This window comes from Streptomyces sp. NBC_01429 (genome assembly GCF_036231945.1).
Lineage (GTDB): Bacteria > Actinomycetota > Actinomycetes > Streptomycetales > Streptomycetaceae > Streptomyces.
The window spans coordinates 6,361,128-6,384,438 of the sequence record NZ_CP109599.1; the positions used below are offsets into that span (position 1 = coordinate 6,361,128).

Annotated in this window: 23 protein-coding genes and 1 pseudogene; 19 read left to right on the top strand and 5 right to left on the bottom strand. The window is 72.5% G+C overall.

Annotated elements, in window-relative coordinates:
- Window position 1: 1 nt before the first annotated feature.
- From OG627_RS28030 to OG627_RS28065, 8 genes and pseudogenes are all read left to right on the top strand, one after another.
- Window positions 2-1,123: a ParA family protein gene (locus tag OG627_RS28030; protein WP_114625862.1), complete on the top strand. Its 1,122-nt coding sequence runs from the start codon at window positions 2-4 to the stop codon at window positions 1,121-1,123.
- A complete protein-coding gene (locus tag OG627_RS28035; RefSeq protein WP_329073041.1) occupies window positions 1,120-1,716 on the top strand; it encodes a hypothetical protein in 597 nt (198 codons plus the stop codon). Before OG627_RS28030 ends, OG627_RS28035 begins: the two co-directional genes overlap by 4 nt.
- 47 nt (window positions 1,717-1,763) lie before the next feature.
- Window positions 1,764-2,747, top strand: a complete 984-nt coding sequence (locus OG627_RS28040) for a segregation and condensation protein A (protein WP_329069721.1) — start codon at window positions 1,764-1,766, stop codon at window positions 2,745-2,747.
- Between the two features lie 98 nt (window positions 2,748-2,845).
- Entirely contained in the window at window positions 2,846-3,421 is a 576-nt protein-coding gene (scpB, locus tag OG627_RS28045) for an SMC-Scp complex subunit ScpB (protein ID WP_329073043.1), read from the top strand.
- A pseudogene (locus OG627_RS28050) lies at window positions 3,421-4,736 on the top strand (pseudouridine synthase). The gene scpB and the pseudogene OG627_RS28050 overlap by 1 nt, the downstream one beginning before the upstream one ends.
- Before the next feature lie 160 nt (window positions 4,737-4,896).
- Window positions 4,897-5,664 (top strand): NUDIX hydrolase, encoded by a 768-nt coding sequence (locus OG627_RS28055; RefSeq protein WP_329069723.1) that lies wholly within the window; start codon window positions 4,897-4,899, stop codon window positions 5,662-5,664.
- Window positions 5,661-6,683, top strand: a complete 1,023-nt coding sequence (locus OG627_RS28060) for an ADP-ribosylglycohydrolase family protein (protein ID WP_329069725.1) — start codon at window positions 5,661-5,663, stop codon at window positions 6,681-6,683. Before OG627_RS28055 ends, OG627_RS28060 begins: the two co-directional genes overlap by 4 nt.
- 3 nt (window positions 6,684-6,686) lie before the next feature.
- The gene (locus OG627_RS28065; RefSeq protein WP_329069726.1) at window positions 6,687-7,502 is read left to right on the top strand and encodes a nucleotidyltransferase domain-containing protein; all 816 of its coding nucleotides are present in this window, start codon (window positions 6,687-6,689) and stop codon (window positions 7,500-7,502) included.
- Here OG627_RS28065 and OG627_RS28070 read toward each other — a convergent pair.
- Window positions 7,422-8,171 (bottom strand): nucleotidyltransferase domain-containing protein, encoded by a 750-nt coding sequence (locus OG627_RS28070; RefSeq protein ID WP_329069728.1) that lies wholly within the window; start codon window positions 8,169-8,171, stop codon window positions 7,422-7,424. The two genes, OG627_RS28065 and OG627_RS28070, sit on opposite strands and share 81 nt — an antisense overlap.
- Before the next feature lie 83 nt (window positions 8,172-8,254).
- On the opposite strand from OG627_RS28070, the gene aroH reads away from it, so the two are divergent.
- The 5 genes from aroH (at window position 8,255) to der (ending at window position 12,731) form a co-directional block, all read left to right on the top strand.
- On the top strand, window positions 8,255-8,617 hold the full coding sequence (aroH, locus tag OG627_RS28075; RefSeq protein WP_329069730.1) for a chorismate mutase: 363 nt from the start codon (window positions 8,255-8,257) through the stop codon (window positions 8,615-8,617).
- Window positions 8,614-9,699 (top strand): prephenate dehydrogenase, encoded by a 1,086-nt coding sequence (locus OG627_RS28080; RefSeq protein WP_329069732.1) that lies wholly within the window; start codon window positions 8,614-8,616, stop codon window positions 9,697-9,699. Before aroH ends, OG627_RS28080 begins: the two co-directional genes overlap by 4 nt.
- 136 nt (window positions 9,700-9,835) lie before the next feature.
- Window positions 9,836-10,549, top strand: a complete 714-nt coding sequence (gene cmk / locus OG627_RS28085) for a (d)CMP kinase (RefSeq protein ID WP_329069733.1) — start codon at window positions 9,836-9,838, stop codon at window positions 10,547-10,549.
- A 65-nt stretch (window positions 10,550-10,614) separates the two neighbouring features.
- Window positions 10,615-11,199, top strand: coding sequence for a lysophospholipid acyltransferase family protein (locus tag OG627_RS28090; protein WP_329073045.1), 585 nt, complete (start codon window positions 10,615-10,617; stop codon window positions 11,197-11,199).
- Between the two features lie 71 nt (window positions 11,200-11,270).
- Window positions 11,271-12,731 carry a ribosome biogenesis GTPase Der gene (gene der, locus OG627_RS28095; RefSeq protein WP_329069735.1) on the top strand — a complete coding sequence of 487 codons (1,461 nt, stop codon included), beginning with the start codon at window positions 11,271-11,273 and terminating at the stop codon, window positions 12,729-12,731.
- 82 nt (window positions 12,732-12,813) lie between these two features.
- Here the strand turns inward: der and OG627_RS28100 are convergent, their stop codons facing one another.
- Together OG627_RS28100 and OG627_RS28105 are read right to left on the bottom strand one after the other, a co-directional pair.
- Window positions 12,814-13,158, bottom strand: coding sequence for a hypothetical protein (locus OG627_RS28100; RefSeq protein WP_329069737.1), 345 nt, complete (start codon window positions 13,156-13,158; stop codon window positions 12,814-12,816).
- A 101-nt stretch (window positions 13,159-13,259) separates the two neighbouring features.
- Window positions 13,260-14,045, bottom strand: a complete 786-nt coding sequence (locus OG627_RS28105) for a hypothetical protein (protein WP_329069739.1) — start codon at window positions 14,043-14,045, stop codon at window positions 13,260-13,262.
- A gap of 454 nt (window positions 14,046-14,499) precedes the next feature.
- On the opposite strand from OG627_RS28105, the gene OG627_RS28110 reads away from it, so the two are divergent.
- Window positions 14,500-14,715 carry an I78 family peptidase inhibitor gene (locus OG627_RS28110; protein WP_329069741.1) on the top strand — a complete coding sequence of 72 codons (216 nt, stop codon included), beginning with the start codon at window positions 14,500-14,502 and terminating at the stop codon, window positions 14,713-14,715.
- A gap of 102 nt (window positions 14,716-14,817) precedes the next feature.
- Here OG627_RS28110 and OG627_RS28115 read toward each other — a convergent pair whose 3' ends face one another.
- On the bottom strand, window positions 14,818-15,807 hold the full coding sequence (locus tag OG627_RS28115; protein WP_329069743.1) for a phosphatase PAP2 family protein: 990 nt from the start codon (window positions 15,805-15,807) through the stop codon (window positions 14,818-14,820).
- Between the two features lie 438 nt (window positions 15,808-16,245).
- Here OG627_RS28115 and OG627_RS28120 point away from each other — a divergent pair, with 438 nt between their 5' ends.
- Together OG627_RS28120 and OG627_RS28125 are read left to right on the top strand one after the other, a co-directional pair.
- Window positions 16,246-17,946 (top strand): MFS transporter, encoded by a 1,701-nt coding sequence (locus OG627_RS28120; protein WP_329069745.1) that lies wholly within the window; start codon window positions 16,246-16,248, stop codon window positions 17,944-17,946.
- A 142-nt stretch (window positions 17,947-18,088) separates the two neighbouring features.
- On the top strand, window positions 18,089-19,327 hold the full coding sequence (locus OG627_RS28125; protein WP_329069748.1) for an acyl-CoA dehydrogenase family protein: 1,239 nt from the start codon (window positions 18,089-18,091) through the stop codon (window positions 19,325-19,327).
- Between the two features lie 26 nt (window positions 19,328-19,353).
- Here OG627_RS28125 and OG627_RS28130 read toward each other — a convergent pair whose 3' ends face one another.
- A complete protein-coding gene (locus tag OG627_RS28130) occupies window positions 19,354-19,791 on the bottom strand; it encodes a cell division protein SepF (RefSeq protein ID WP_329069750.1) in 438 nt (145 codons plus the stop codon).
- 250 nt (window positions 19,792-20,041) lie between these two features.
- Between OG627_RS28130 and OG627_RS28135 the strand changes: the two genes are divergently transcribed.
- The 3 genes from OG627_RS28135 to OG627_RS28145 all read left to right on the top strand — a co-directional run bounded on the left by OG627_RS28135 (window position 20,042) and on the right by OG627_RS28145 (window position 23,262).
- Window positions 20,042-21,232 carry a DUF5685 family protein gene (locus OG627_RS28135; protein WP_329069752.1) on the top strand — a complete coding sequence of 397 codons (1,191 nt, stop codon included), beginning with the start codon at window positions 20,042-20,044 and terminating at the stop codon, window positions 21,230-21,232.
- 90 nt (window positions 21,233-21,322) lie between these two features.
- Window positions 21,323-22,123, top strand: coding sequence for a DUF1684 domain-containing protein (locus OG627_RS28140; RefSeq protein ID WP_329069754.1), 801 nt, complete (start codon window positions 21,323-21,325; stop codon window positions 22,121-22,123).
- Between the two features lie 239 nt (window positions 22,124-22,362).
- On the top strand, window positions 22,363-23,262 hold the full coding sequence (locus OG627_RS28145) for a S1 family peptidase (RefSeq protein WP_329069755.1): 900 nt from the start codon (window positions 22,363-22,365) through the stop codon (window positions 23,260-23,262).
- Window positions 23,263-23,311 lie beyond the last annotated feature (49 nt).

Consider the following 23,311-nt stretch of genomic DNA (forward strand, 5'->3'; position numbering starts at 1 on the left):
TATGCCGGTGAGGGGCCAGAACCCGTCGTCCGGGTTCGAGGCTGTCGGCTCCGTAGCTGTCCGCACCTTCGCCACCCACCAGCACATGACGACAGCCCACCAGATGATGGACGGCCAACACGTGAACGCCATGGCCGGCAACGAGGGCGGGCGAGAGTCCAGCCCATTCGCCGACTACAGCGAAGTGCCCGAGGGGCACTTCTACGACCCCGACGCCGAGTACGAGCCCGACCCCGAGTACGCGGCCACCCTCGCCCCCGACGCCGCACGCCAGCGCCGCGAGCGGATCGGCCCGACCGGGCGTCCCCTGCCGTACTTCCCGATCCCGGGCCCGCTCACCGACCACGGCCCCGCGAAGATCATCGCGATGTGCAACCAGAAGGGCGGCGTCGGCAAGACCACGTCGACCATCAACCTGGGTGCCGCGCTCGCGGAGTACGGCCGGCGCGTGCTGCTCGTCGACTTCGACCCGCAGGGAGCCCTGTCGGTCGGCCTCGGCGTGAACCCGATGGAGCTGGACCTCACCGTCTACAACCTGCTCATGGAGCGGGGCATGGCGGCCGACGAGGTGCTCCTGAAGACCGCCGTGCCCAACATGGACCTGCTGCCGAGCAACATCGACCTCTCGGCCGCGGAAGTGCAGCTGGTCAGCGAGGTCGCGCGCGAGTCCACGCTCCAGCGCGCCCTGAAGCCGCTGCTCCAGGACTACGACTACATCGTGATCGACTGTCAGCCCTCGCTCGGTCTGCTGACCGTGAACGCGCTGACGGCGGCGCACAAGGTGATCGTGCCGCTGGAGTGCGAGTTCTTCGCGCTGCGCGGTGTGGCGCTGCTCACGGAGACCATCGAGAAGGTCCAGGAACGGCTCAACCCGGAACTGGAACTCGACGGCATCCTCGCCACGATGTACGACTCCCGTACGGTGCACAGCCGCGAGGTCCTCGCCCGCGTGGTCGAGGCGTTCGACGACCACGTGTACCACACGGTGATCGGGCGGACCGTGCGCTTCCCGGAGACCACGGTCGCCGGTGAGCCGATCACCACGTACGCCTCCAACTCCGTCGGCGCCGCCGCCTATCGTCAGCTCGCCAGGGAGGTGCTCGCCCGGTGTCACGCCGAGTGAGTCTGCCCGGGGCCGACGAGCTGTTCCGTACGACCGGCGGCATGGCGCTGACCTCCTCGTCGCCCGCCTCGCAGCGGCGCAACAACGGCGAGCCCAGGGTGCCGGGGCCCGCCGGGGAGAGCGACCCGGCGGGCGAGGGCAGGACGGGCGGCGCGGGATCCGCGGCCCCGGCCGAGCAGCACTCCGCCGCCGACCCGAACTCCGCCGAGTCCGCGCGCGGCCGGTCCGCCGAGACGGAGCAGGCCGCCGCATCGGCGAAGGGGCGCAGACCGCAGGAGGCCGGTTCGCCGGGCCCCCCTGGCTCCGCCGGACAGGCACCGGCGGGCGGGCCGCAGGGCGGCCAGCAGCGCCGCCGCGGCCGGGGCGCCAACCGCCGTCCCAGCGGACGCGAACGGCACGACGAGAAGATCACGGTCTATGTCTCGGCCGAGGAACTGATGGACCTCGAACACGCGCGGCTCGTCCTGCGCGGTGAGCACGGCCTCGCCGTGGACCGCGGGCGCATCGTCCGCGAGGCCGTCGCCGTGGTCCTCGCCGACCTCGAATCGCGCGGCGACGCGAGCATCCTCGTACGACGGCTGCGCGGACGCTGAAGGTAGCCTGCGCGAGCAGCTCCTCCCGCCCCGTCACCAGGACCCCGATGCCTCCGCCGCCCACCGCCGCCCGTCCGCCCCGCCGCCCGCTGGGGCGCGGGGCGGCGGTGGAAGCCGCGGAGCCGGTGGCGGAGCCGATCGCCGAGCCTGCCGCGGAGCCTGCTGCCGAGGGCGACGGCCGGTTCACCGTACGGCTCGCGAACTTCGAGGGCCCGTTCGATCTGCTGCTTCAGCTCATCTCGAAGCACAGGATGGATGTGACCGAGGTCGCTCTGTCGACCGTCACCAACGAGTTCATGGCCTACATCAGGGCCATGGGGCCCGACGGGGACCTCGACCAGACCACCGAGTTCCTGGTGGTCGCGGCCACCCTGCTGGATCTCAAGGCCGCCCGGCTGCTGCCCGCCGCCGAGATCGAGGACGAGGCCGACCTCGCCCTCCTCGAAGCGCGCGACCTGCTCTTCGCCCGGCTGCTCCAGTACCGGGCGTACAAACGCGTCGCGGAGATCTTCGACGCCCGGCTGGAGGCCGAGGCCCGGCGCCACCCGCGCACCGTGGGGCTCGAACCGCACCACGCCGAGCTGCTGCCCGAGGTCGTCATCCGTATCGGCCCCGAGGGGCTCGCCGCGCTCGCGGCGAAGGCGTCGCGGGGCAAGCCGGAGCCGCAGGTGTACGTCGACCACATCCACGCCCCCCTCGTCTCCGTACAGGAACAGGCCGCGCTCGTCGTGGCCCGGCTGCGGGAGTGCGGGGAGACCGATTTCGCGGCCCTCACCGAAGACGCCGCCGACACCCTGACCGTCGTGGCGCGCTTCCTGGCGCTGCTGGAGCTGTACCGGGAGCGGGCCGTCGCCCTGGAGCAGGGCGAGGCGCTCGGCCCGCTCATGGTCCGCTGGACGGGCGGACAGGACGGCGCGGCACCGGCCGTGACGGACGAGTTCGACCGCGCGGCGGACCCGGCGGCGGACTCGGCGGGGGAGCGGGCGGAGCGGCGCTCGGGGACGCGCGAGAGGAACGGGGAGCGGGCATGAGCGACGAGCGGCACGGTACGGGCACGGACCGGGGCGCCGGTACGGGGACGGGTACGGACCAGCGGCCGGCCCTCAAGCCCGCGCTGGAAGCCGTCCTCATGGTCGTCGACGAGCCCGCCACCGAGGAACATCTCGCCAGGGTCCTCGACCGGCCCCGCCAGGCCGTCGCGGACGCGCTGCGCGAGCTGGCGGACGAGTACACGGTCCAGCGGCGCGGTTTCGAACTGCGGCTGATCGCGGGGGGCTGGCGCTTCTACAGCAGGCCCGAGTACGCCGAGGCGGTCGAGAGCTTCGTCCTGGACGGCCAGCAGGCCCGGCTGACCCAGGCCGCGCTGGAGACCCTCGCGGTCGTCGCGTACCGCCAGCCGGTGAGCCGCTCGCGGGTCTCCGCCGTGCGCGGAGTGAACTGCGACGGCGTCATGCGCACCCTCCTCCAGCGGGGTCTGGTGGAGGAGGCGGGCGCGGAACCCGAAACAGGTGCGATCCTGTACAGGACGACGAACTACTTTTTGGAGCGGATGGGCCTGCGGGGCCTGGACGAGCTACCCGAACTCGCACCTTTCCTCCCAGAGGCGGACGCGATCGAGGCCGAGAGCCAGGAAGGCGTTCCGTCGTTCGATCCGGACGCACCGTACGCCCCGGACACCCACGCAGACGACAAGACGGAACTTTGATGCGAAGCAACGACAGGAACAGCGGAAGCGGCAACCGGAGCGGTGGCGGCGGAAGCGGGAGCGGCGGCGGCCGGAACAGCCGGGACGGCCGGGGCGCCGCCGGCGGCGGCCGCGGCACCGGCGGAGGCCGGGGTGTCGGCGGAGGCGGCCGGGGTGTCGGCGGAGGTCGCGGCGCGGGCACCGGTCGCGGCGCCGGCATGCCGGCGCCGGTCGGAGCGCGGGCGCTGGGCGTGACGCGGGCACCGGTCGGAGCGCGGGCGCCGGGCGTGACGACGAGCCGAAGCGTCCGTCCCGTCCCCGCCCCGAGGAGCGCCGTTACGACGTCGGCCGCTCGGACGGTCCCACCGGCGGTTCCTCCGCCACCGGTGCGCCCGGCGGCCGCAAGGGTGCCGGCGCGCGCGGCGCTGAGGCCAGGGGCGGCGCCAAGGGCGGCCCCAAGCCCGCACGCGCCGGCGGCGCCGGGCGCGGTGGTCCGCGGCGCGGTGCCTCGTCCCGTCCGCGTGAGCTGGACGCCAAGATCGAGCAGCGCAACCGCGACCGGTACTCCGAGAAGCCGTCGATCAAGACCCCCAGGACCAACCCGGGCGCCGAGCAGGAGGGCGAGCGGTTGCAGAAGATCCTCGCCCGCGCCGGCATGGGCTCGCGCCGCGCCTGCGAGGAGCTGATCGAGCAGTCCCGCGTCGAGGTCAACGGCGAGATCGTCCTCGAACAGGGCATGCGCGTCGACCCGGACCGGGACGAGATCAAGGTCGACGGTCTGACCGTGGCCACGCAGTCGCATCTCTTCTTCGCGCTGAACAAGCCGGCCGGTGTGGTCTCCACGATGGGCGACCCCGACGGCCGGCAGAACCTGGGCGACTACGTCACCAACCGTGAGACGCGTCTCTTCCACGTCGGCCGGCTCGACACGGAGACCGAGGGCATCATCCTGCTCACCAACCACGGAGAGCTGGCCCACCGCCTCACCCACCCCAAGTACGGCGTGAAGAAGATCTATCTCGCCGCGATCCAGGGACCGCTGCCGCGCGACCTGGGCAAGCGCCTCAAGGACGGCATCCAGCTGGAGGACGGCTACGCCAAGGCCGACCACTTCCGCGTCGTCGAGAACACCGGCAAGAACTATCTCGTCGAGGTCACCCTCCACGAGGGACGCAAGCACATCGTCCGCCGCATGCTCTCCGAAGCGGGCTTCCCGGTCGACCGGCTGGTGCGCACGTCGTTCGGGCCGATCCCGCTGGGCGACCAGAAGTCGGGCTGGCTGCGCCGGCTCACCAACACCGAGGTCGGCATGCTGATGAAGGAAGTGGGCCTGTAGGCCCGCTCCGTCGAACGAAGGGCAGAGGCCCGCGGCCACCGGCCGCGGGCCTCTGCCCTGCCCGGCGGCCCGTCTTGTCCGGTGGCCCGTCCCGCTTTATAGTCAGGGTGACTATAAAAAAGGCCGGGGAAGCGACCGGGGAGGCGAGGGGGGGGCCGTGGTGAGTCTCACCAACGCCGCGCCGGGGCCGCCGAGGGCGCCCGAGGGGTACGACCCCGCCGACTTCGAGCCGTTCGCGGTCGCCGTCGACCTCGCCGTCTTCACCGTCAGGGACAACCGGCTGCACGTCCTGCTCGTGGAGCGCGGCGAGGACCCGTACCGGGGCGCCTGGGCGCTGCCCGGCGGCTTCGTACGGCCGAGGGAGTCCGCCGGGCAGGCCGCCCTGCGCGAACTCGCCGAGGAGACCGGGCTCTCGGAGGAGACGGCCGGCGCGTTCCACCTGGAGCAGCTGCGCACCTACAGCGCCCCGGACCGCGACCCCCGGATGCGGGTCGTGTCGGTGGCGTACGCGGCGCTCGTACCGGATCTGCCGGAGCCGCGCGGCGGGGGAGACGCGGCGTGGGCCCGGTGGACGCCGTTCGACGGCCACGCGCTGCTCGCCTTCGACCACGGACGCATCCTCGCCGACGCCTACGACCGGATCGGCGCCCGGCTCGAATACACCTGTCTCGCCACGTCCTTCTGCCGGCCCGCGTTCACGCTCGGGGAGCTGCGGCAGGTGTACGAGACGGTCTGGGGCGTGCGGCTCGACAGCCCCAACTTCCGGCGCAAGGTGCTGGCCACGCCCGGATTCGTCGAGGCGCTGGAAGGACCGCCCCGCCGGACCGGCGGGCGCGGGAAACCGGCGGCGCTGTACCGCGCGGGCGCCGCCACCACGCTGCATCCACCTCTGCTGCGACCGGATCGACCGGAAGGACGGACCGCATGATCATCGCGAGGACCCTCACCAAACAGGCCGCCACGGGCTCGCTGATCGGGCTCGCGCTCGGCGACGCCCTCGGCTTCCCGACCGAGTTCAACGACGTGCCCTCGATCCTCGCGAAGTGCGGGCCCTGGCGGGAGATGGCCCTGCCCGACCCGGCGTTCGTCACGGACGACACCCAGATGACGCTGGCCTTCGCGCGGGGCATCAGGACGGCGATGGACCGGGGCGTGCTCGGTCCGCTGCGACTGGAGCGGCCGGTGCGCGACGAGTTCGTCGCCTGGTACCACTCGCCGGACAACAACCGCGCTCCCGGCAACACCTGTCTGACGGCGTGCCGGCTCCTCGACAGCGAACGGCCCTGGCAGCGCGCCAGCCAGATGGCGTCCAAGGGCTGCGGCGCCAACATGCGGGTCGCGCCGATCGGGCTCGTCCCCGGCCTGAGCGACGAACAGCGCGCCGGGGCGTCGCAGTTCCAGGCGGCGCTGACGCACGGGCACCCGACGGCCCTCGCCGCCTCCGACCTCACGGCGCGCGCGGTCTACCTGCTGGTGCACGGCGGCGAACCGGCCGCGCTGGTGGGCCAGTTGCGCTCGTACGCCTACGAGCACCGGGACCACTACCGCCGACGCTGGCTCGGCGACCTGTGGAGCCGGTCCGGCGACCCGACGCCCGAGGCGTTCATCTCGCGCGGCTGGGACGAGTGCATCGTGCTCCTCGACCGCCTCCAGGAGGCCCTGCGCACGCCCTCGCCCGAGACCGACCCCTGCCTGGTCACCGGCGACGGCTGGGTCGCCGAGGAGGCGTTCGCCACCGGTCTGCTCTGCTTCCTGCTCTTCCCCACCGACCCCCTGACCGCCCTGCGCCGCGCCGCCTGCACCCGGGGCGACTCCGACTCCCTGGCCTGCCTGACGGGCGCGTTCGCCGGTGCCCACCTGGGCGCGGGCGCCTGGCCCAAGGAGTGGGCCGAGCGGATCGAGTACCGCAGCGACCTGATGTCGCTGGGCGCCCTCTGGGACTCCTGATCCATGACGACACGGACAGCGACTTCCGCGGACCCGGCCGGGGCCGCGGCCCGGAGCAGGCTCAAGGAGGCCGGGCTGCCGGTGACCGACCTGGGCCCGGTCCTCGCCCGGGAGGCCGACCCGCTGCTCTTCGCCACGGTCTCAGGGGCACATCTCTACGGCTTCCCCTCCGCGGACTCGGACGTCGATCTCCGAGGCGTCCATCTCCTCCCGGTGGCCGCGCTGGTCGGGCTGCGCGAGCCCGAGGAGACCCGGTCGCGGATATGGGACCGGGACGGGGTCGAGATGGACCTCGTCACCCACGACCTGCGCAAGTTCGCACGGCTCCTGCTGCGGCGCAACGGCTACGTACTGGAGCAGTTGCTCTCCCCGCTGACCGTGTGCACGACCGACGCGCACCAGGAGCTGGTGGCGCTCGCGCCCGCCATGCTGACCGGCCATCACGCCCACCACTACCTGGGCTTCGCGGCCACGCAGTGGCGGCTGTTCGACGGAACCCGTGAACTCAAGCCGCTGCTCTACACCTTCCGCGCGCTGCTCACCGGCATCCACCTGATGCGCGGCGGCGGGATCCAGGCACATCTGCCCACCCTGCTCCGGGAGGTGGCCGCGCCGGACTACCTGCCGGAGCTGATCGCGGCGAAGGCCGAGGCCGAGCACGCCTCGTCGGCCGGGATCGAGCGGCACCGGCTGGAGGCGGACGTGGCGGCGTTGCGTACGGAGCTGGCGGAGGCGCGGTCAGCCACGGCGCTGCCCGCCGCCCCCACCGGCTTCGACGCCCTGCACGACTTCGTCGTCCGGGTGCGCACCGAGGGCTGAGGCCCGGCGGACCCGGATCAGGAAGTCCTCGACCCGGGCCCGGTCCGGCTCGGGCGGCAGTGGGGAGCGTTCCACCGCCGCCTCGGCCTCCGCGGTCAGGACGGTCAGCCGGCGCTCGACCTCGGGCCAGGAGACCTCGCCGCGCCTGACGGCGAGCAGCGCCTCGCGCTGCTCGCCCGCGTCGACGACCAGTTCTCCCGTGCGCAGCAGATCCCGGCAGGAGGCGAGCAGCCGCAGCAGATGCATGGCGTGCTTCCAGCGCGGGCCGCCGTGGAGACGGACATCCGCCTCCAGCTTCCGGAACTGGCTCTGCGCGTACCCCGTGAAGGTCCGGTGGGCCAGCCGGGAGAGGAACGCGCCGCGCAGCGCGAGCAGTTCACGGCCGGTGTCGTCGGCGTACTCCACGAGCGGGGAGTGCAGACACTCCAGGATGTTCGGATTGCCGCGCAGGCCGAGGGTGCAGAAGCGTTCCAGCTCCCAGGAGAACTGCTCCTCGGCCGGGCCGTCCACATGCGTCGGCGGCTTCTCGAAGCGCCAGAACAGCGGGGCCGGGGCGACGAAGACCCCGCGCCGGTCGGTGTCGCTGTCCTCCGTCGCCAGTCCGAACGCGCGCGAGCCCATCACGCAGGAGTAGACCGTGTGGTCGCGCACCAGCGCCTCGGGTGTCATGCGCGAGAGGATACGTCCGCGCGCCGGGCCGCCGGGAAGCGGCACTACCCTGGGCGGAGCAGTCGATCACCGAGGAGAACGTCGTGGCGGTACGAGCGGTCCGTGGGGCAGTCCAGCTGGAGCGGGACGAGGCCGGACACATGGACGAGCAGGTCAAGCAGCTCCTCGCCACCATTCTGGAGCGCAACGGGCTCACGTCCGACGACCTGATCAGCATCTGGTTCACGGCCACCCCCGATCTGCACAGCGATTTCCCGGCCGCCGCGGCCCGGAGCCTCGGCATCGTCGACGTGCCGCTGATCTGCGCGCAGGAGCTGGACATCGCCGGGGCCCTGCCGCGCGTCGTGCGCATACTGGCCCATATCGAGTCCGGCCTTCCCAAGTCCGAGATCGCGCACGTCTACCTCGGCGCGGCGGCGGCCCTCCGCAAGGACATCGCCCAGTGAGGACCGCGCTCGTCATCGGCACCGGCCTGATGGGCACCTCCGCCGCGCTGGCGCTGGCCGGGCGCGGCATCACCGTCCATCTCAGCGACCACGACCCCACCCGGGCCCGTACCGCCGCCGCGCTCGGCGCGGGCACCGACGAGGTGCCCGAGGGCCCTGTCGACCTGGCGATCGTCGCCGTGCCCCCGGCCCATGTCGCCACCACCCTCGCCGCCGCCATGCGGGACGGCGTGGCCCGCGGCTATCTGGACGTGGCGAGCGTCAAGGGCGGTCCCCGGCGCGAACTGTCCGCACTGGGCGCCGACCTGAGCGCGTACATCGGTACGCACCCGATGGCCGGCAAGGAGCGCTCGGGGCCGCTCGCCGGGACCGCGGACCTCTTCGAGGGACGGCCCTGGGTGCTCACCCCGACCCCGGAGACCGACACCGAGGTGCTCAATCTGGCCCTGGAGCTGGTCGCGCTGTGCCGCGCCGTCCCGGTGGTCATGGACGCCGACGCGCACGACCGCGCCGTCGCCCTGGTCTCGCACACCCCCCAGCTGGTCTCCTCGATGGTCGCGGCCCGTCTGGAGGAGGCCGACGAGACGGCGGTGCGCCTGTGCGGGCAGGGCATCCGCGATGTCACCCGGATCGCGGCCTCCGACCCCGCGATGTGGGTCGAGATCCTCTCCGCCAACCCCGGCCCGGTCGCCGACGTGCTGACCGGGATCGCCGCCGACCTCGCCGAGACCGTCGAGTCGCTGCACGCCCTCCAGTCCGCCGACGACAGTGAACGGCGCAGCGGCACGGCCGGCATCGAGGACGTGCTGCGGCGCGGCAACGTCGGCCGGGTACGGGTGCCGGGCAAGCACGGCGCGGCCCCGTCGGCGTACGAGGTCGTGGCCGTCCTGATCAGCGACCGGCCGGGCGAGCTGGCCCGGATCTTCGCCGACGCGGGCCGTGCCGGGGTCAACGTGGAGGACGTACGGATCGAGCACGCCACCGGCCAGCAGGCGGGCCTCGTCCAGCTCATGGTGGAACCGGCGGCGGCCCCCGTCCTCGCGGCGGCCCTGCGCGAGCGCGGCTGGTCGATCAGGCAGTAGCGGGCGGGAGCGGGCAGTAGCGGGCGGGCGGTACTACCGGCGGCACGGACGGCCCCGAGTACTCGGTAACCTTGTGCGGGGGCGTGTGCGCGTCCCCGCACATCCACCCCGTGAACCAGGAAGGTGTCCGCCCCCCGTGGAAACAGGAGCATCCCCCGTCCGGACCGTGCGCAAGCCGGTGATCGTCGCCATCGACGGGCCCTCCGGCACGGGCAAGTCGAGCACCTCGAAGGCCGTCGCCTCGCAGCTCGGGCTGAGCTACCTGGACACCGGCGCGCAGTACCGCGCGATGACCTGGTGGATGATCACCAACGGTGTCGACGTGAACGACCCCGCCGCCGTCGCCACCGCCGCCGCCAAGCCCGTCCTGGTCTCCGGCACCGACCCGGCGAACCCGACGATCACGGTGGACGGCGCGGACGCCGCGGCCCCGATCCGCACCCAGGAGGTCACCTCCCGGGTCAGCGCGGTCAGCGCCGTGCCCGAGGTGCGCACCCTCATCACCGAGCTCCAGCGCTCCATCGCCGCCTCGGCCGCAGGAGGCATCGTGGTCGAGGGCCGCGACATCGGGACGACCGTCCTGCCCGACGCCGACCTCAAGATCTTCCTCACCGCCTCCCCGGAGGCCCGCGCGGCCCGCCGCAGCGGTGAGCTGAAGGGCAAGGACGCGGTGGATGTCGCCGCCACCCGGGAGGCCCTGGTCAAGCGGGACACGGCGGACTCCAGCCGTAAGACCTCCCCGCTCGCCAAGGCCGGGGACGCCGTCGAGGTGGACACCACGGACCTCACGCTCCAGCAGGTCATCGAGTGCGTGGTCACCCTGGTCGAGGAGAAGCGGGCCGCCGGGTGAACGCGACGGGCGCGCCGCCCTCGGAGAAGGGCGCGGCGGTCGGCAGGGGCATCGGCATCGGGCTGATGTACGGGCTGTGGAAGCCGCGCGTACTGGGCGCCTGGCGCGTGCCGGCGCACGGGCCCGTCATACTGGCGGTGAACCACGCGCACAACATCGACGGCCCGATGGTGATGGGCACGGCGCCCCGGCCGGTGCACTTCCTCATCAAGAAGGAAGCCTTCATCGGTCCGCTCGACCCGTTCCTGCACTCCATCGGACAGATCGAGGTGAACCGCTCGGTCGCCGACCGCACCGCGATCACCGACACGCTCGGGGTCCTCGCGGACGGCGGTGTGCTGGGGATCTTCCCGGAGGGCAGCAGGGGCGAGGGGGACTTCGCCTCGCTCCGCGCCGGGCTCGCGTACTTCGCCGTACGGTCGGGAGCACCGATCGTGCCGGTGGCGGTGCTGGGCTCCACGGAGCGCCCGGGCCGGCTGATACGGGGGCTGCCCGCGCTGCGCAGCCGGGTGGACGTCGTCTACGGCGACGCCTTCGCGGCGGGCGAGGGAGGGCGGCGTACCCGCAAGGCCCTGGACGAGGCCACCGTACGGATCCAGGAGCGGCTGACCGCCCACCTGGAGTACGCCCGGCGGTTCACCGGGCGGTAGGACTTTGCACGACTTCAGTAGTGCGTCGCGAGCCGTGGCGCACCGATCACGATGAACGAGGTACGGACTTCATGAACGACCAGATCGACTCCGGCGACGAGCACGGAGAGCTTGGCGACGCCGAGTACACGGACTTCATGGAGCTTGCCGCCCAGGAAGGGTTCGACGCCGAGGAGGTGGAGGGCGCGATCGACGAGGCCGGTCACGGCCCGCTGCCCGTCCTCGCGGTCGTCGGCCGCCCCAATGTCGGCAAGTCGACCCTCGTGAATCGCATCATCGGCCGCCGTGAGGCCGTGGTCGAGGACAAGCCGGGCGTCACCCGGGACCGTGTCACCTACGAGGCCGAGTGGGCCGGCCGCCGCTTCAAGATCGTCGACACCGGCGGCTGGGAGCAGGACGTGCTGGGCATCGACGCCTCCGTGGCCGCCCAGGCCGAGTACGCGATCGAGGCCGCCGACGCGGTGGTCTTCGTGGTGGACTCCACCGTCGGCGCCACCGACACCGACGAGGCCGTGGTCCGGCTGCTGCGCAAGGCGGGCAAGCCCGTGGTGCTCTGCGCCAACAAGGTCGACGGACAGAGCGGCGAGGCCGACGCGACGGCGCTCTGGTCGCTCGGGCTCGGCGAGCCCCACCCGGTCTCCTCGCTGCACGGACGCGGCACCGGCGACATGCTGGACGCGGTGCTCGAAGCACTGCCGGAGGCGCCGGAGCAGACCTTCGGGACGGTGCTGGGCGGCCCCCGCCGCATCGCGCTGATCGGCCGCCCGAATGTCGGCAAGTCGTCCCTGCTGAACAAGGTCGCGGGCGAGGACCGCGTCGTCGTCAACGAGGTCGCGGGCACCACGCGCGACCCGGTGGACGAGCTGATCCAGCTGGGCGGCACCGTCTGGAAGTTCATCGACACGGCGGGCATCCGCCGCAAGGTCCACCTCCAGGAGGGCGCGGACTACTACGCGTCGCTGCGGACCGCCGCCGCCGTCGAGAAGGCCGAGGTCGCGGTCGTACTGATCGACACGAGCGAGTCCATCTCCGTCCAGGACCAGCGGATCATCACGATGGCGGTCGAGGCGGGCCGCGCGCTGGTCATCGCGTACAACAAGTGGGACACGCTCGACGAGGAGCGGCGTTACTACCTGGAGCGCGAGATCGAGACCGAGCTGGCCCAGGTCGCATGGGCGCCCCGGGTGAATGTCTCGGCGCGTACGGGCCGCCACATGGAGCGGCTCGTTCCGGCCATCGAGACGGCCATCGCGGGGTGGGAGACCCGGGTGCCGACCGGCCGGCTCAACGCCTTCCTCGGCGAGCTGGTCGCCGCCCACCCGCATCCGGTCCGCGGCGGCAAGCAGCCGCGCATCCTGTTCGGTACGCAGGCGGGCACGAAGCCGCCGCGCTTCGTCCTCTTCGCCTCCGGCTTCATCGAGCACGGCTACCGGCGGTTCGTGGAGCGCCGGCTGCGCGAGGAGTTCGGCTTCACGGGCACCCCGATCCACATCTCCGTACGGGTGCGCGAGAAGCGCGGCCGCAAGAAGTGACACAGAGCGGTGGGGCCCGGTACGGATCATCCGTACCGGGCCCCACCGTTTTTCGCTGCCGGCCCCCCCCGGACCTCTCCGTTCAGACCGAGCGGCGCGGCCCCGGGGGCAGCGCGGCCTGGGGGCGTCCGTGCTGCCGGGGGTCCCGCTGCCAGGAACCCGGCTGTGGCGTATGGCCGAGGCCGCCGTACCCCCCGTACCCGCCGTAGCCGCCGTGTGAGGCGTGCAGGCCGGTACCGAAGGCCGTGAAGCCGAGATTCTCCTCATTGCTCCGGTCGCCGGGCAGCGCCCGGAACGAGCGGCGGAATTCGGAGTAGAGCGCGTCGTAGATCGGGGTGGTGGAGAACCCGTCCCCCACGTCGTGCGCGGGGCGCATGGAGGGGATCTGGCTCTGGTACTGGGGGCGGGAGGGGTCGTATGAGTGCACGTACGTGCCAACGACCCCGTCGTCCGTGGGATGCGGGCTCCCGGCGGAATTCGCCTGCGACGGTGGTGGCCGCAGCCGACGGGTCGGGCTGGTGACCTCGGTCACGTCCCGGCCAGGGGCATCGCGGCGGCGACCAGCCGCCCGTTCGCCGCGGCCTTCTCCAGCGCGTCGCGCATCAGGTCCTCGCGCGGCTGCTGGCCGATCGAGCCGACCGGGGCGGCGAAGACCAGGACGGTCTTCGACTTGTTGGCCGCAGTCCGCCAGCCCTCGGTGACCTGGAGCGGCTGGTGGGCCTGCCACCAGGCGACCGGGCTGCCGCCGCCCGTACCGGGCTGGAGCACGGCGTGCAGCTGGCCCATGGCGAGCAGCACCGACCAGCCGTCCAGTGTGCCCGGCGCCTGGTTCAGATCACCGACCGGCTGGAACCCCTGCTCGATCAGGAGCTGGAGGAACTCGTCGGTGACGCTGTCGGAGCCGGGGCGGGCGATCGGGGCCGTCGGCTCGACGACCAGGGCGGGGTGCAGCTCTTCCTCGATGAGCACCAGACCGCTGGTGACACCGAGAACGGCCTGGCTGCCCGCGGCGGGGGCGGCGCCCGGCGGCTGCGGCTCGCTGCCGGTGATCGACCGGACCGCTCCCTTGAGCTGGTCCTCGGCGACCTGGACGACCTGGGAGGGAATGCAGGTGGCGTGGGCGAAGGCGAGAACCGCGGTCTCCTCACCGACGAACAGGACGGTGCTGGTCCGCTCCTGGTCGGAGTCGCCGGGGGTCCGGCAGGAGGTGCAGTCGTAACTGCCCGGGGAGTTCTCGCCGGCGAGCAGCCGGTCGGCTTCTTCGTCGCCGATCTCGGCGCGGACGTCCTCGCTGACATCGAGCATGCGCGGCACGGGTGGCTCCTCGAACTCGGTGCGTGGGCCGGGCTGTTCCCGGCTCGTACAGAGACAACGGGCGAGCCGTGGCAGGGGTCACGCCGCTGGCCGAAACTCGTCCCCGCTCCATCGGGGCCCCGGCGCCCGCGGCGGCCGGTCTCCGGACGGGAATCGTGCGGCGGTCCTGCGGACGGTGCGGGGAAAGCGTGAATTCTCTCCGGTCCGGAAAAGGGATAGGAAGATCGACGGGACATCCCGAAGAGGAATTCGGCGAAGGTAGATTTATGTGATCTTCGAGATCGCGGAATTCTTCGGAAGTAAGGCGCCGAGGGGCCGTTTGAGTGATGCGCGCCGCATCCGGAGCGTGTGGGGATCCTGTGACACAAGCGTGACCGCCAAGGGACCTGAACCTTCCCGTTCGGCTATCCCGTTCGGCTTCCTTCACCGCTCCCGGCCGCCTACGGTGAGTGGTATGGCACCGATACCGACTCCACCCCGACAGCCCGCCGACGCCCCCGAGTCCTATGTCGGCCTCGACGCCGCGAACGCCGAACGGCAGGCCCGGGAGCGCGGCTGGACGCATGTGCGCGCGCTGCCGCCCGGCTCGATCATCACGATGGAGTTCGTCGCGAGCCGGATCAACTTCGAGGTCGCGGACGGCCGGGTGATCCGCTGCTGGCTGGGCTGACCGGCGCCGCCCCGCGAGCACCCCGTACCGCGAGAGCCCCGGCCTCGGCCGGGGCTCTCGTCATGGGGCGCGCTGTCGCGGGGGTACGGGCCCGGTGGGCGCTCAGCCGCCGGTCAGCGGCCGTGAGCGCGGCGGGCGGCGGCTGCCGGCCGGGGTCACCGGGGTCCGCTCCGAGCGCACCGCGTGCTGCCGGGGCTGGGCGGTGAGCTGACCCGCGCCCCGGCCCGCGGCCGCCGGACGTCCGCCGTGACCGGCGCCCACGTGCTCGCAGGGCTGCTCCTCGGCGACGTCCGCCTCGTGGGGGACCGGCACCGGCGTCCTGGGGACACCGACGGCCACCGGGGCCGCCAGGACCCGCCTGCGGCTCTCCCGCCAGCGCGCGCGCACCTCCAGGATCGCCCGTTCGGCGCGGCCGATCAGCGGCTCGGCCCAGGGCAGCGCCAGCAGGATCAGCAGACCGGCGGCCCAGCCGAGCAGCACATCGCTCAGCCAGTGCGTACCGAGGTACACGGTCGTCGCACCGACCCCCAGCGCGACCAGGGCCGACATGATCGACAGATAGCGCCTGGCCCGTGGCGTGGTGGCCAGATAGGCGAGGATTCCCCAGGTCACGACGGCGTTGGCGGTGTGTCCCGAAGGAAATATATCGCCGCCGGCGAAGAGCTCCGCCGAGCCGATCTGGGTCGCGTAGTGGGGGCCGAGCCGCCCGAGGCCGAGCTTCACCGCGCCGACGGTCACGTTCAGCGCGAGCAGCGCGGCGCCGAGCGTCAGCAGCGGGCGCAGCGTGTGCTGGCGCCAGGAGCGCCAGCCCAGCCAGGCCGCGATCATCACGGCGGTCGGGCCGCGCTGGCCGAGCACCACGAAATAGTCGAGGAAGGGGTGCAGGTCCGGCCACTGCTGATAGGGCCGGAAGAGCATGATCTTCCAGTCGAGGATCACCAGCGAGGACGAGACGAGCACGGCGACGACGATGGCGACATAGAACGCCAAGGTCCCGCCGAAGAGAGCCGTGCGGGTGCGGCTCATCCGCGGGATCTCTATCTTCGGCGGTTCCGGCTCCCGGTCCAGGCGGGCAAAGATGTCGGTACGCACCTAAAGGACGTTACAGCGAGTGAGTGACCGAACCGGTCGATCCGGTCTCTTCGTGATGACGATGTGATGTGGAGTGGGTCTCGGTTCGTATTTTATCCGCGGCTTATCCGTGATGGTTCCCGAAATTCAAGGGACCTTGGTCTCTATTCATCGGTACGCGGTTTCGGGAAGTGTGATTGCGCGGCACGGAAATGGTTCACCGCTCGGACGCGTGGAGTTTCCCTCGTGCTCACGCGCGCTTCGCGGTCCCGGACCGGGCCCCGGGAGAGTGGCGTACGCCACACTCCCTGGTCAGAGCGGTGAGACATGCGCCACGTGACACACGCGATCACTCGCGTACGCTGTCGGCTCACTCGCCCGCCGATGCCGGGCCGCCCCGCCGGGTCTCCCCGGCCGGTGGGCCCGCCGAGCGCGAGGGACGCACTGGGAGGTACGCAGATGTCCGGGACCGCCACGGCCGGAGCACGCGTGCGCGGCGCCGCTGACGGGGCCAACCGCTGGATCGTCCTGGCCGTCCTCTGCGTCAGTCTGCTGCTGGTCGCGCTCGACGCGACGGTGCTGCACGTCGCCGTGCCGGCCGTCACCGCCGATCTCGCCCCCAGCGGGGTCGGGCTGCTGTGGATCGTGGACGCCTACCCGCTGGTCTGCGCCTCGCTGCTGATCCTCTTCGGCACGCTCGGCGACCGCGTCGGGCGGCGCCGGATCCTGCTGACGGGATACGGGATCTTCGCGGTCGCCTCGGCGGCCGCCGCCTTCGCCCCCACCCCCGGAGTACTGATCGGCGCCCGCGCCCTGCTGGGGGTGGGCGGCGCGATGATCATGCCGGCGACCCTCTCCGTCCTGCGCGCGGTCTTCCCCGACCGGCGCGAACGCGCCATGGCCATCGGCATCTGGACGGCGGTCGCCGCCGTCGGCGCGGCCGTCGGACCCGTACTCGGCGGCTTCCTCGTCGAACACTTCTGGTGGGGCTCGGTCTTCCTCGTCAACATCCCGCTGCTGGCCGTCCTGCTGCCGCTCGGCCGCTTCGTCCTGCCCGAGTCGCGGGGCCCTGCTGACGGGCCCTGGGACGTGACCGGCGCGCTGATGGCGGCGGCCGGGGTGCTCGGGGTGGTCTACGGCGTGAAGCGGCTGGGGGCCGGTGAGGGGCCGCTCGGCCCCGCGACGCTGGCGCCGCTGTGCCTGGGCGCGGCCTTCCTGATCGTCTTCGTCCGCAGGCAGCGGCGCCGGAGGCATCCGCTGATCGACATGCGGATGTTCGGCAGGCCCACCTTCGCCACCTCCGTCGGCTGCATCGTCCTCGCCATGCTGGCGCTGGTCGGCCTGGAGCTGATCGCCGTCCAGTACCTCCAGCTGGTGCTGGGGCTCAGCCCGCTGGAGACCGGACTGCGGCTGCTGCCGCTCACCTTCGCCGCCATGGCGGCGGGCGTGACGGGCTCCGCCACGCTGCGCCGGGCCGGCCCGCGCCGGATGGTGGCCTGGGGCTTCGTCCTCACCGCCGTCGCCGTACTGCTGCTGGTCCAGATGGGGCAGCACGACCGGCCCGCGCTGCTGACCACGGGGTTCGTGCTGCTCGGCTTCGGGCTCCAGACCACGCTGTTCGGCGCGTACGAGTCGATGCTCAGCGAGGCCCCCGCTGACCAGGCGGGCGGCGCCGCGGCCATCGGGGAGACCTCGTACCAGCTCGGCGCCGGCCTGGGCATAGCGCTGCTCGGCAGTGTGATGAACGCCGTGTACGCGCCTGGTCTGGAGTCGGTGAAGGGCGTTCCGCGCGAGGCGGGGGCGGCCGCCGCCGGCTCGCTCGGCGAGGCGTACCGGGTGGCGGGCGGGCTCGGCGGGCCGGCGGGGGAGGCCCTGCGGACCGCCGCACGTCACTCGTTCGTGCAAGGACTGCATGTGACGTTGCTGGTGAGCGCGGCGCTGCTGCTGCTCGGCGCGCTGGCCGCGCTGCGGCTGCCGAGGCGTATGGAGTGCCCGCCGCAGACGGCGGACGAGCCGCTCGGACCGAGGGCGGTACGTCCGCGCGTCTCGCCCGAACACCGCTCCTCCCCGGCCCGCGTCGTGGCCGCGCTCCCGGAGGGAGTCGTGCCGGCGGCCGCCGGACCCACCCGGCGGGCCGGGTCTGGACGAGCGGCACGCTGAGCCGTAACGTCGCGACCGCCGCCCGTAACTAGCAGTGCTAAGTGCAGCAGTGCCGAGTGCCGTCCCGGCGAAGCGTTCCCGGGGCGGCGTCGGCCCAGGGGCGGCGCCGTCCCAGCCGTGCGAGCCGCCGGAGGTCCTCCCCATGTCCGCACCGTCCGCCGCGAAGCCCCCGTCCGCGACGAAGACGCCGCCCTTCGACCCGGGCGATCCGCTCGGCCTCGACGACCTGCTGGCCCCCGAGGACCTGGCGATCCGCGACACCGTGCGCGCCTGGGCCGCCGACCGGGTGCTGCCCCACGTCGCCGACTGGTACGAGCGCGGTGAACTGCCCGGCATCCGGGAGCTGGCCCGTGAACTCGGCGGGCTCGGCGCCCTCGGCATGTCCCTGACCGGGTACGGCTGCGCGGGCGCCAGCGCCGTGCAGTACGGGCTCACCTGCCTGGAGCTGGAGGCCGCCGACTCCGGCATCCGCTCCCTCGTCTCCGTACAGGGCTCGCTCGCCATGTACGCGATCCACCGCTACGGCTCGGACGAGCAGAAGGAGCGCTGGCTGCCCGCGATGGCGGCGGGCGAGACCATCGGCTGTTTCGGTCTCACCGAGCCCGACCACGGCTCCGACCCGTCGGGCATGCGCACCCGCGCGCGCCGCGACGGCACCGACTGGGTGCTCACCGGCCGCAAGATGTGGATCACCAACGGCTCGGTGGCGGGCGTCGCCGTCGTCTGGGCGCGGACGGACGGCGACGGGGGCGAAGCGGGCGGCGGGGACATCAGGGGGTTCCTCGTCCCGGCCGGGACCCCTGGCTTCTCGGCGCCCGAAATCACCCATAAGTGGTCGTTGCGTGCCTCGGTCACCAGTGAACTGGTCCTCGACGACGTGCGGCTGCCCGCCGATGCCGTGCTCCCGGGAGCCATCGGGCTGCGCGGTCCGCTCGGCTGTCTGAGCTACGCGCGCTACGGCATCGTCTGGGGCTCGATGGGGGCGGCGCGCACCTGTTTCGAGGCGGCGCTCCAGTACTCCAGGACGCGTGAGCAGTTCGGCCGGCCGATCGGTGGCTTCCAGCTCACCCAGGCCAAGCTGGCGGACATGGCCCTCGAACTGCACAAGGGGATCCTGCTCGCCCACCATCTGGGGCGGCGGATGGACGCGGGGACGCTGCGGGCCGAGCAGATCAGCTTCGGCAAGCTCAACAACGTGCGGGAGGCGATCGAGATCTGCCGGACCTCGCGGACGATCCTCGGCGCGAACGGGATCTCGCTCGAATACCCCGTGATGCGCCATGCGGCGAACCTGGAGTCGGTGCTCACCTACGAGGGAACCGTGGAGATGCACCAACTCGTCCTGGGCAAGGCGCTCACCGGCCTCGACGCCTTCCGGTGAGGCCGTGGAGCCGGTGAGCGCCCTGCTCAGCTCTGGTTGAAGAAGCCGTCCTGACGCCCCGCCGACTCGTCGCCCGAGACGATCTCGGTGTCGGCGGGGGTCAGCAGGAAGACCCGGGTGGCCACGCGGTCGATCGAACCGCGCAGCCCGAAGATCAGTCCGGCCGCGAAGTCCACGACGCGCTTGGCGTCGGCGGGCTCCATGAGGGTGAGGTTCATGATGACCGGGGTGCCCGCCCGGAAGAGTTCGCCGATGGCGCGGGCGTCCCGGAAGCTCTCCGGGGAGACCGTGGCGATTCTGCGCGCCTGCTGCTCCTGGGCGGCCTCGGGAGCGACCCGCATGCGCGGCTCGCTCTTCCAGGTGTCGCCGCTCTCCGAACTCCCGGCGTACTCGTCGTCGTAGTAACGCTCGTCGTTGTCCTCAACGAGGCCCAGCCAGGCACTCGCCTTGCGCACCGATCCCATGGACGCCTCCTTTCACCGCGGTCACATGACGTTCCCTATCCCTATGGTCGTCCATCATGCGGATCGCGCGCCAAGGGGATAGTCGGCGCGCAGGCGATTCGTGACGGTACTGGTGCAGAAGATATGGCGATTCGTCAAGGTTCTTCCAGGATACGGGCCCTGAATCGACCCAAAATATTATGTTCCGTCCAGATGGGTGACGTGGGGGACGTACGGGTGAATCGGTCGAGGCCGTCGCCGACTGGTTACGATGCGCTGCGTACAGCTGAACGACTCTCGGGGGAACGTCGTGTTCGGAATCGTCAGGCCCTGCGCCCATCGGCTCACCGGTGGACTCAAGGCCGAGTGGATGGCTCATCTCTGCGGGCTCTGCCTGGCACTTCGGACCGACCACGGGCAGTTCTCCCGGGTCGTCACCAACTATGACGGCCTCATTATCTCGGTTCTGACGGACGCTCAGACCGAACGGGCCCCGGCCCGGCGGCGCACCGCCGGGCCCTGCCCGCTGCGCGGCATGCGCACCGCGTCCGTCGCCAGGGGGGAGGGCGCCCGGCTCGCGGCCACCGTGTCCCTGGTGCTGGCCTCGGCGAAGGTGCGGGACCACGTGGCCGACCGCGACGGGCTGTTGAAGCGCCGGCCGCTGGCCGCCGCCGCGCGCCGGGTCGCCACCGGCTGGGACCGGGCGGGCGCCCGTACGGGCACGGAGCTGGGTTTCGACACGGCGGTGCTGGTCGACGCGGTCGACCGGCAGGAGTCCGTCGAGCGGCTGGCCGGTCCCGGGACCTCGCCGCTCACCGTCACCGAGCCGACCGAGACGGCCACCGCTGCCGCCTTCGCCCACACGGCCGTGCTGGCGGGCAAGCCGCACAATCGTGAGCCGCTGGCCGAGGCCGGGCGGCTGTTCGGCCGGCTCGCGCACCTGCTGGACGCGGTGGAGGACCAGGAATCCGACGCGGCGTCAGGTGCCTGGAACCCGCTCACCGCGACCGGCACCTCGCTGGCCGAGGCCCGGCGGCTCGCCGACGACGCGCTGCACGGCATACGGCTGGCGCTGCGGGACGCGGAATTCACCGACGGCAAGCTGGCCCACGTGCTGCTCGCGCACGAGCTGGAGACGTCCATCGGCCGGGCCTTCGCCACGACGGGATGCGCGAGCGCCGAGCACGGCGCGGACGGTACGCACGGTGGTCCTGGCGGTGTGCCGCGGGGGCCGCGCAAGTCGCCCAGGCGCGGCACGGTGGTCGGCTGCGCCGTCCTCGTCGGGCTCTGCTGCACCTGCCGGACGTGCTGCGCGAAGGAGTACGAGGGCCCGTGGTCGGGGGAGAGGCGCGAGGGCTGGTGCCGCAACGCCGACTGCTGCGAAGGCTGCTGCGAGGGGTGCGACTGCTGCGCCGGTTGCGGGGACTGCGGCTGCGACTGCTGCTCCTGCTGCGATGTGTGACCCGGGCGCCGCGCCCTCCGGCCGGAATACCCGGCCGCCGCGCGGCGCTCACACCAGCGGCTTCCCGACCCTCTGGAAAGGCTGATCAGCATGAGCACGGATCCATCCGCCACCGCCGCGCTGGAGTGGAACGGCTGGCACGAGCACCGCGCCGCCGCGATCACGGCCCCGTACGGGCCGCTCTCCCTCGTCGCCACCCACTGGCTCGCCGACCACCCGGAAGGGCGCGTTCCGGGACTCCCCGGCGTGTGGCGCGAGGCCGGGGACGAGGTGACGCTCACGGCGGCGGCCGGGGACGGACTGACCGCCGACGGACGGCCGCTCACCGGGGAGATCGCGCTGACCGCCGACAGCGGTCCGTTCGAGGATTCCCGGATCGCGGCCGGCCCCCGCAGGCTGGTCGTGCTGCGCCGCGAAGGGCTCTGGGCCGTACGGGACTTCGACCCGGCGTCGGCCGCGCGGCGCGCGTTCCGGTCCGTCGAGGCCACCCCGTACGACGACCGCTGGACGCTGCCCGGCCGGTTCCGGCCGTACGACACGAGCCGTACGGTACGGGTCGAGAACGCCGACGGGAAGGAACGCGGCCTCGGGCTCGGCGGTGAGATCGCCTTCACGGTCGACGGCGCGGAGCACACCCTCCAGGTCGCGGTCGAGCCGGACGGCTCGCTCTGGGCGGTCTTCGCCGACGCCACCAGCGGCCGGGGCAGCTACCGCTTCCGCTTTCTGCGGCCCGGGGCGCCGGCCGCCGACGGGACGGTGACGGTCGACTTCAACCGGACGCTGCTGCCGCCGTGCGCCTTCGCCGACCACTTCATCTGCCCCTTCCCGCCGCCCGGCAACACCCTCCCCATCGGCGTCCCGGCGGGCGAGCGCACCGTACTCACCGACTGACCCGCCTGCCGCTCCCGGAGCACCACGTGCGGCACCTGGGCACCGTGCGCACCACTGGTCACACGTTCGGCCAAAAGGCCCTCTTGCGGCGGGAGTTGAGGCCGCCAATACTCCCGTGCAGCGCCGGTCGGGGCGTGGCTCGGTCAGGAGACCCCTGACCGCGCCGCGCCGCCGCACCGCGCCTCACGGGCCCCGGAACCCCACAACGGGCCCCCGATTCCCCTCGGGAGGAACGACCAGTGAGGATCAAGCGCACCAACCCCCTCGGCGGCATGGCAAGACGCGCCCGCCTGATAGCAGTGACCACCGGACTCGCCGCGGCGGCGGCGCTCGCGATACCCACGGCGAGCGCGGCCCAGGCCACCACGTTCAGCGCCAACCAGCTGTCCGCCGCGAGCGAGGCCGTCCTGGAGGCCGATGTCGCGGGCACCGCGTGGGCCGTCGACCCGGCGACCAACGCGCTCGTCGTCCAGGCGGACTCCACCGTCACCAAGGCCGAGATCGAGAGCCTCAAGCAGGCCGCCGGCGCCAACGCGGGCGCGCTGCGCGTCGAGCGCACCCCGGGCACGCTCTCCAAGCTCATATCGGGCGGCGACGCCGTGTACACCAGCAGCTGGCGCTGCTCGGCCGGATTCAACGTCCGCAGCGGCAGCACGTACTACTTCCTGACGGCGGGGCACTGCACCGAGGGCCTGCCCGCCTGGTACACCAGCTCGGCGGGCACCACGAGCATCGGCCCGTCGGCCGGCTCCAGCTTCCCCGGCAACGACTACGGCCTCGTGCGGTACTCCAACACCGCGCTGGCGCACCCGGGCACCGTCGGCAGCGTCACCATCACCGGCTCGACCAATGCCAGCACCGGGCTGTCCGTCACGCGACGGGGCTCCACGACCGGCATCCACAGCGGTTCGGTGACGGGTCTCAACTACACCGTGAACTACGGCAGCGGTGACATCGTCAGCGGTCTGATCCGCACCAACGTCTGCGCCGAGCCCGGCGACAGCGGCGGGCCCCTCTACTCGGGCTCGCTCGCCGTCGGTCTCACCTCGGGCGGCAGCGGCAACTGCACCTCGGGCGGTACCACGTACTTCCAGCCGGTGACGGCGGCCCTGAGCGCCTACGGGGTCAGTCTTGTCTGATCCGGCCGGGTGACCGACCGACAGGATCAGGTCCTCACCGGACCTGGGG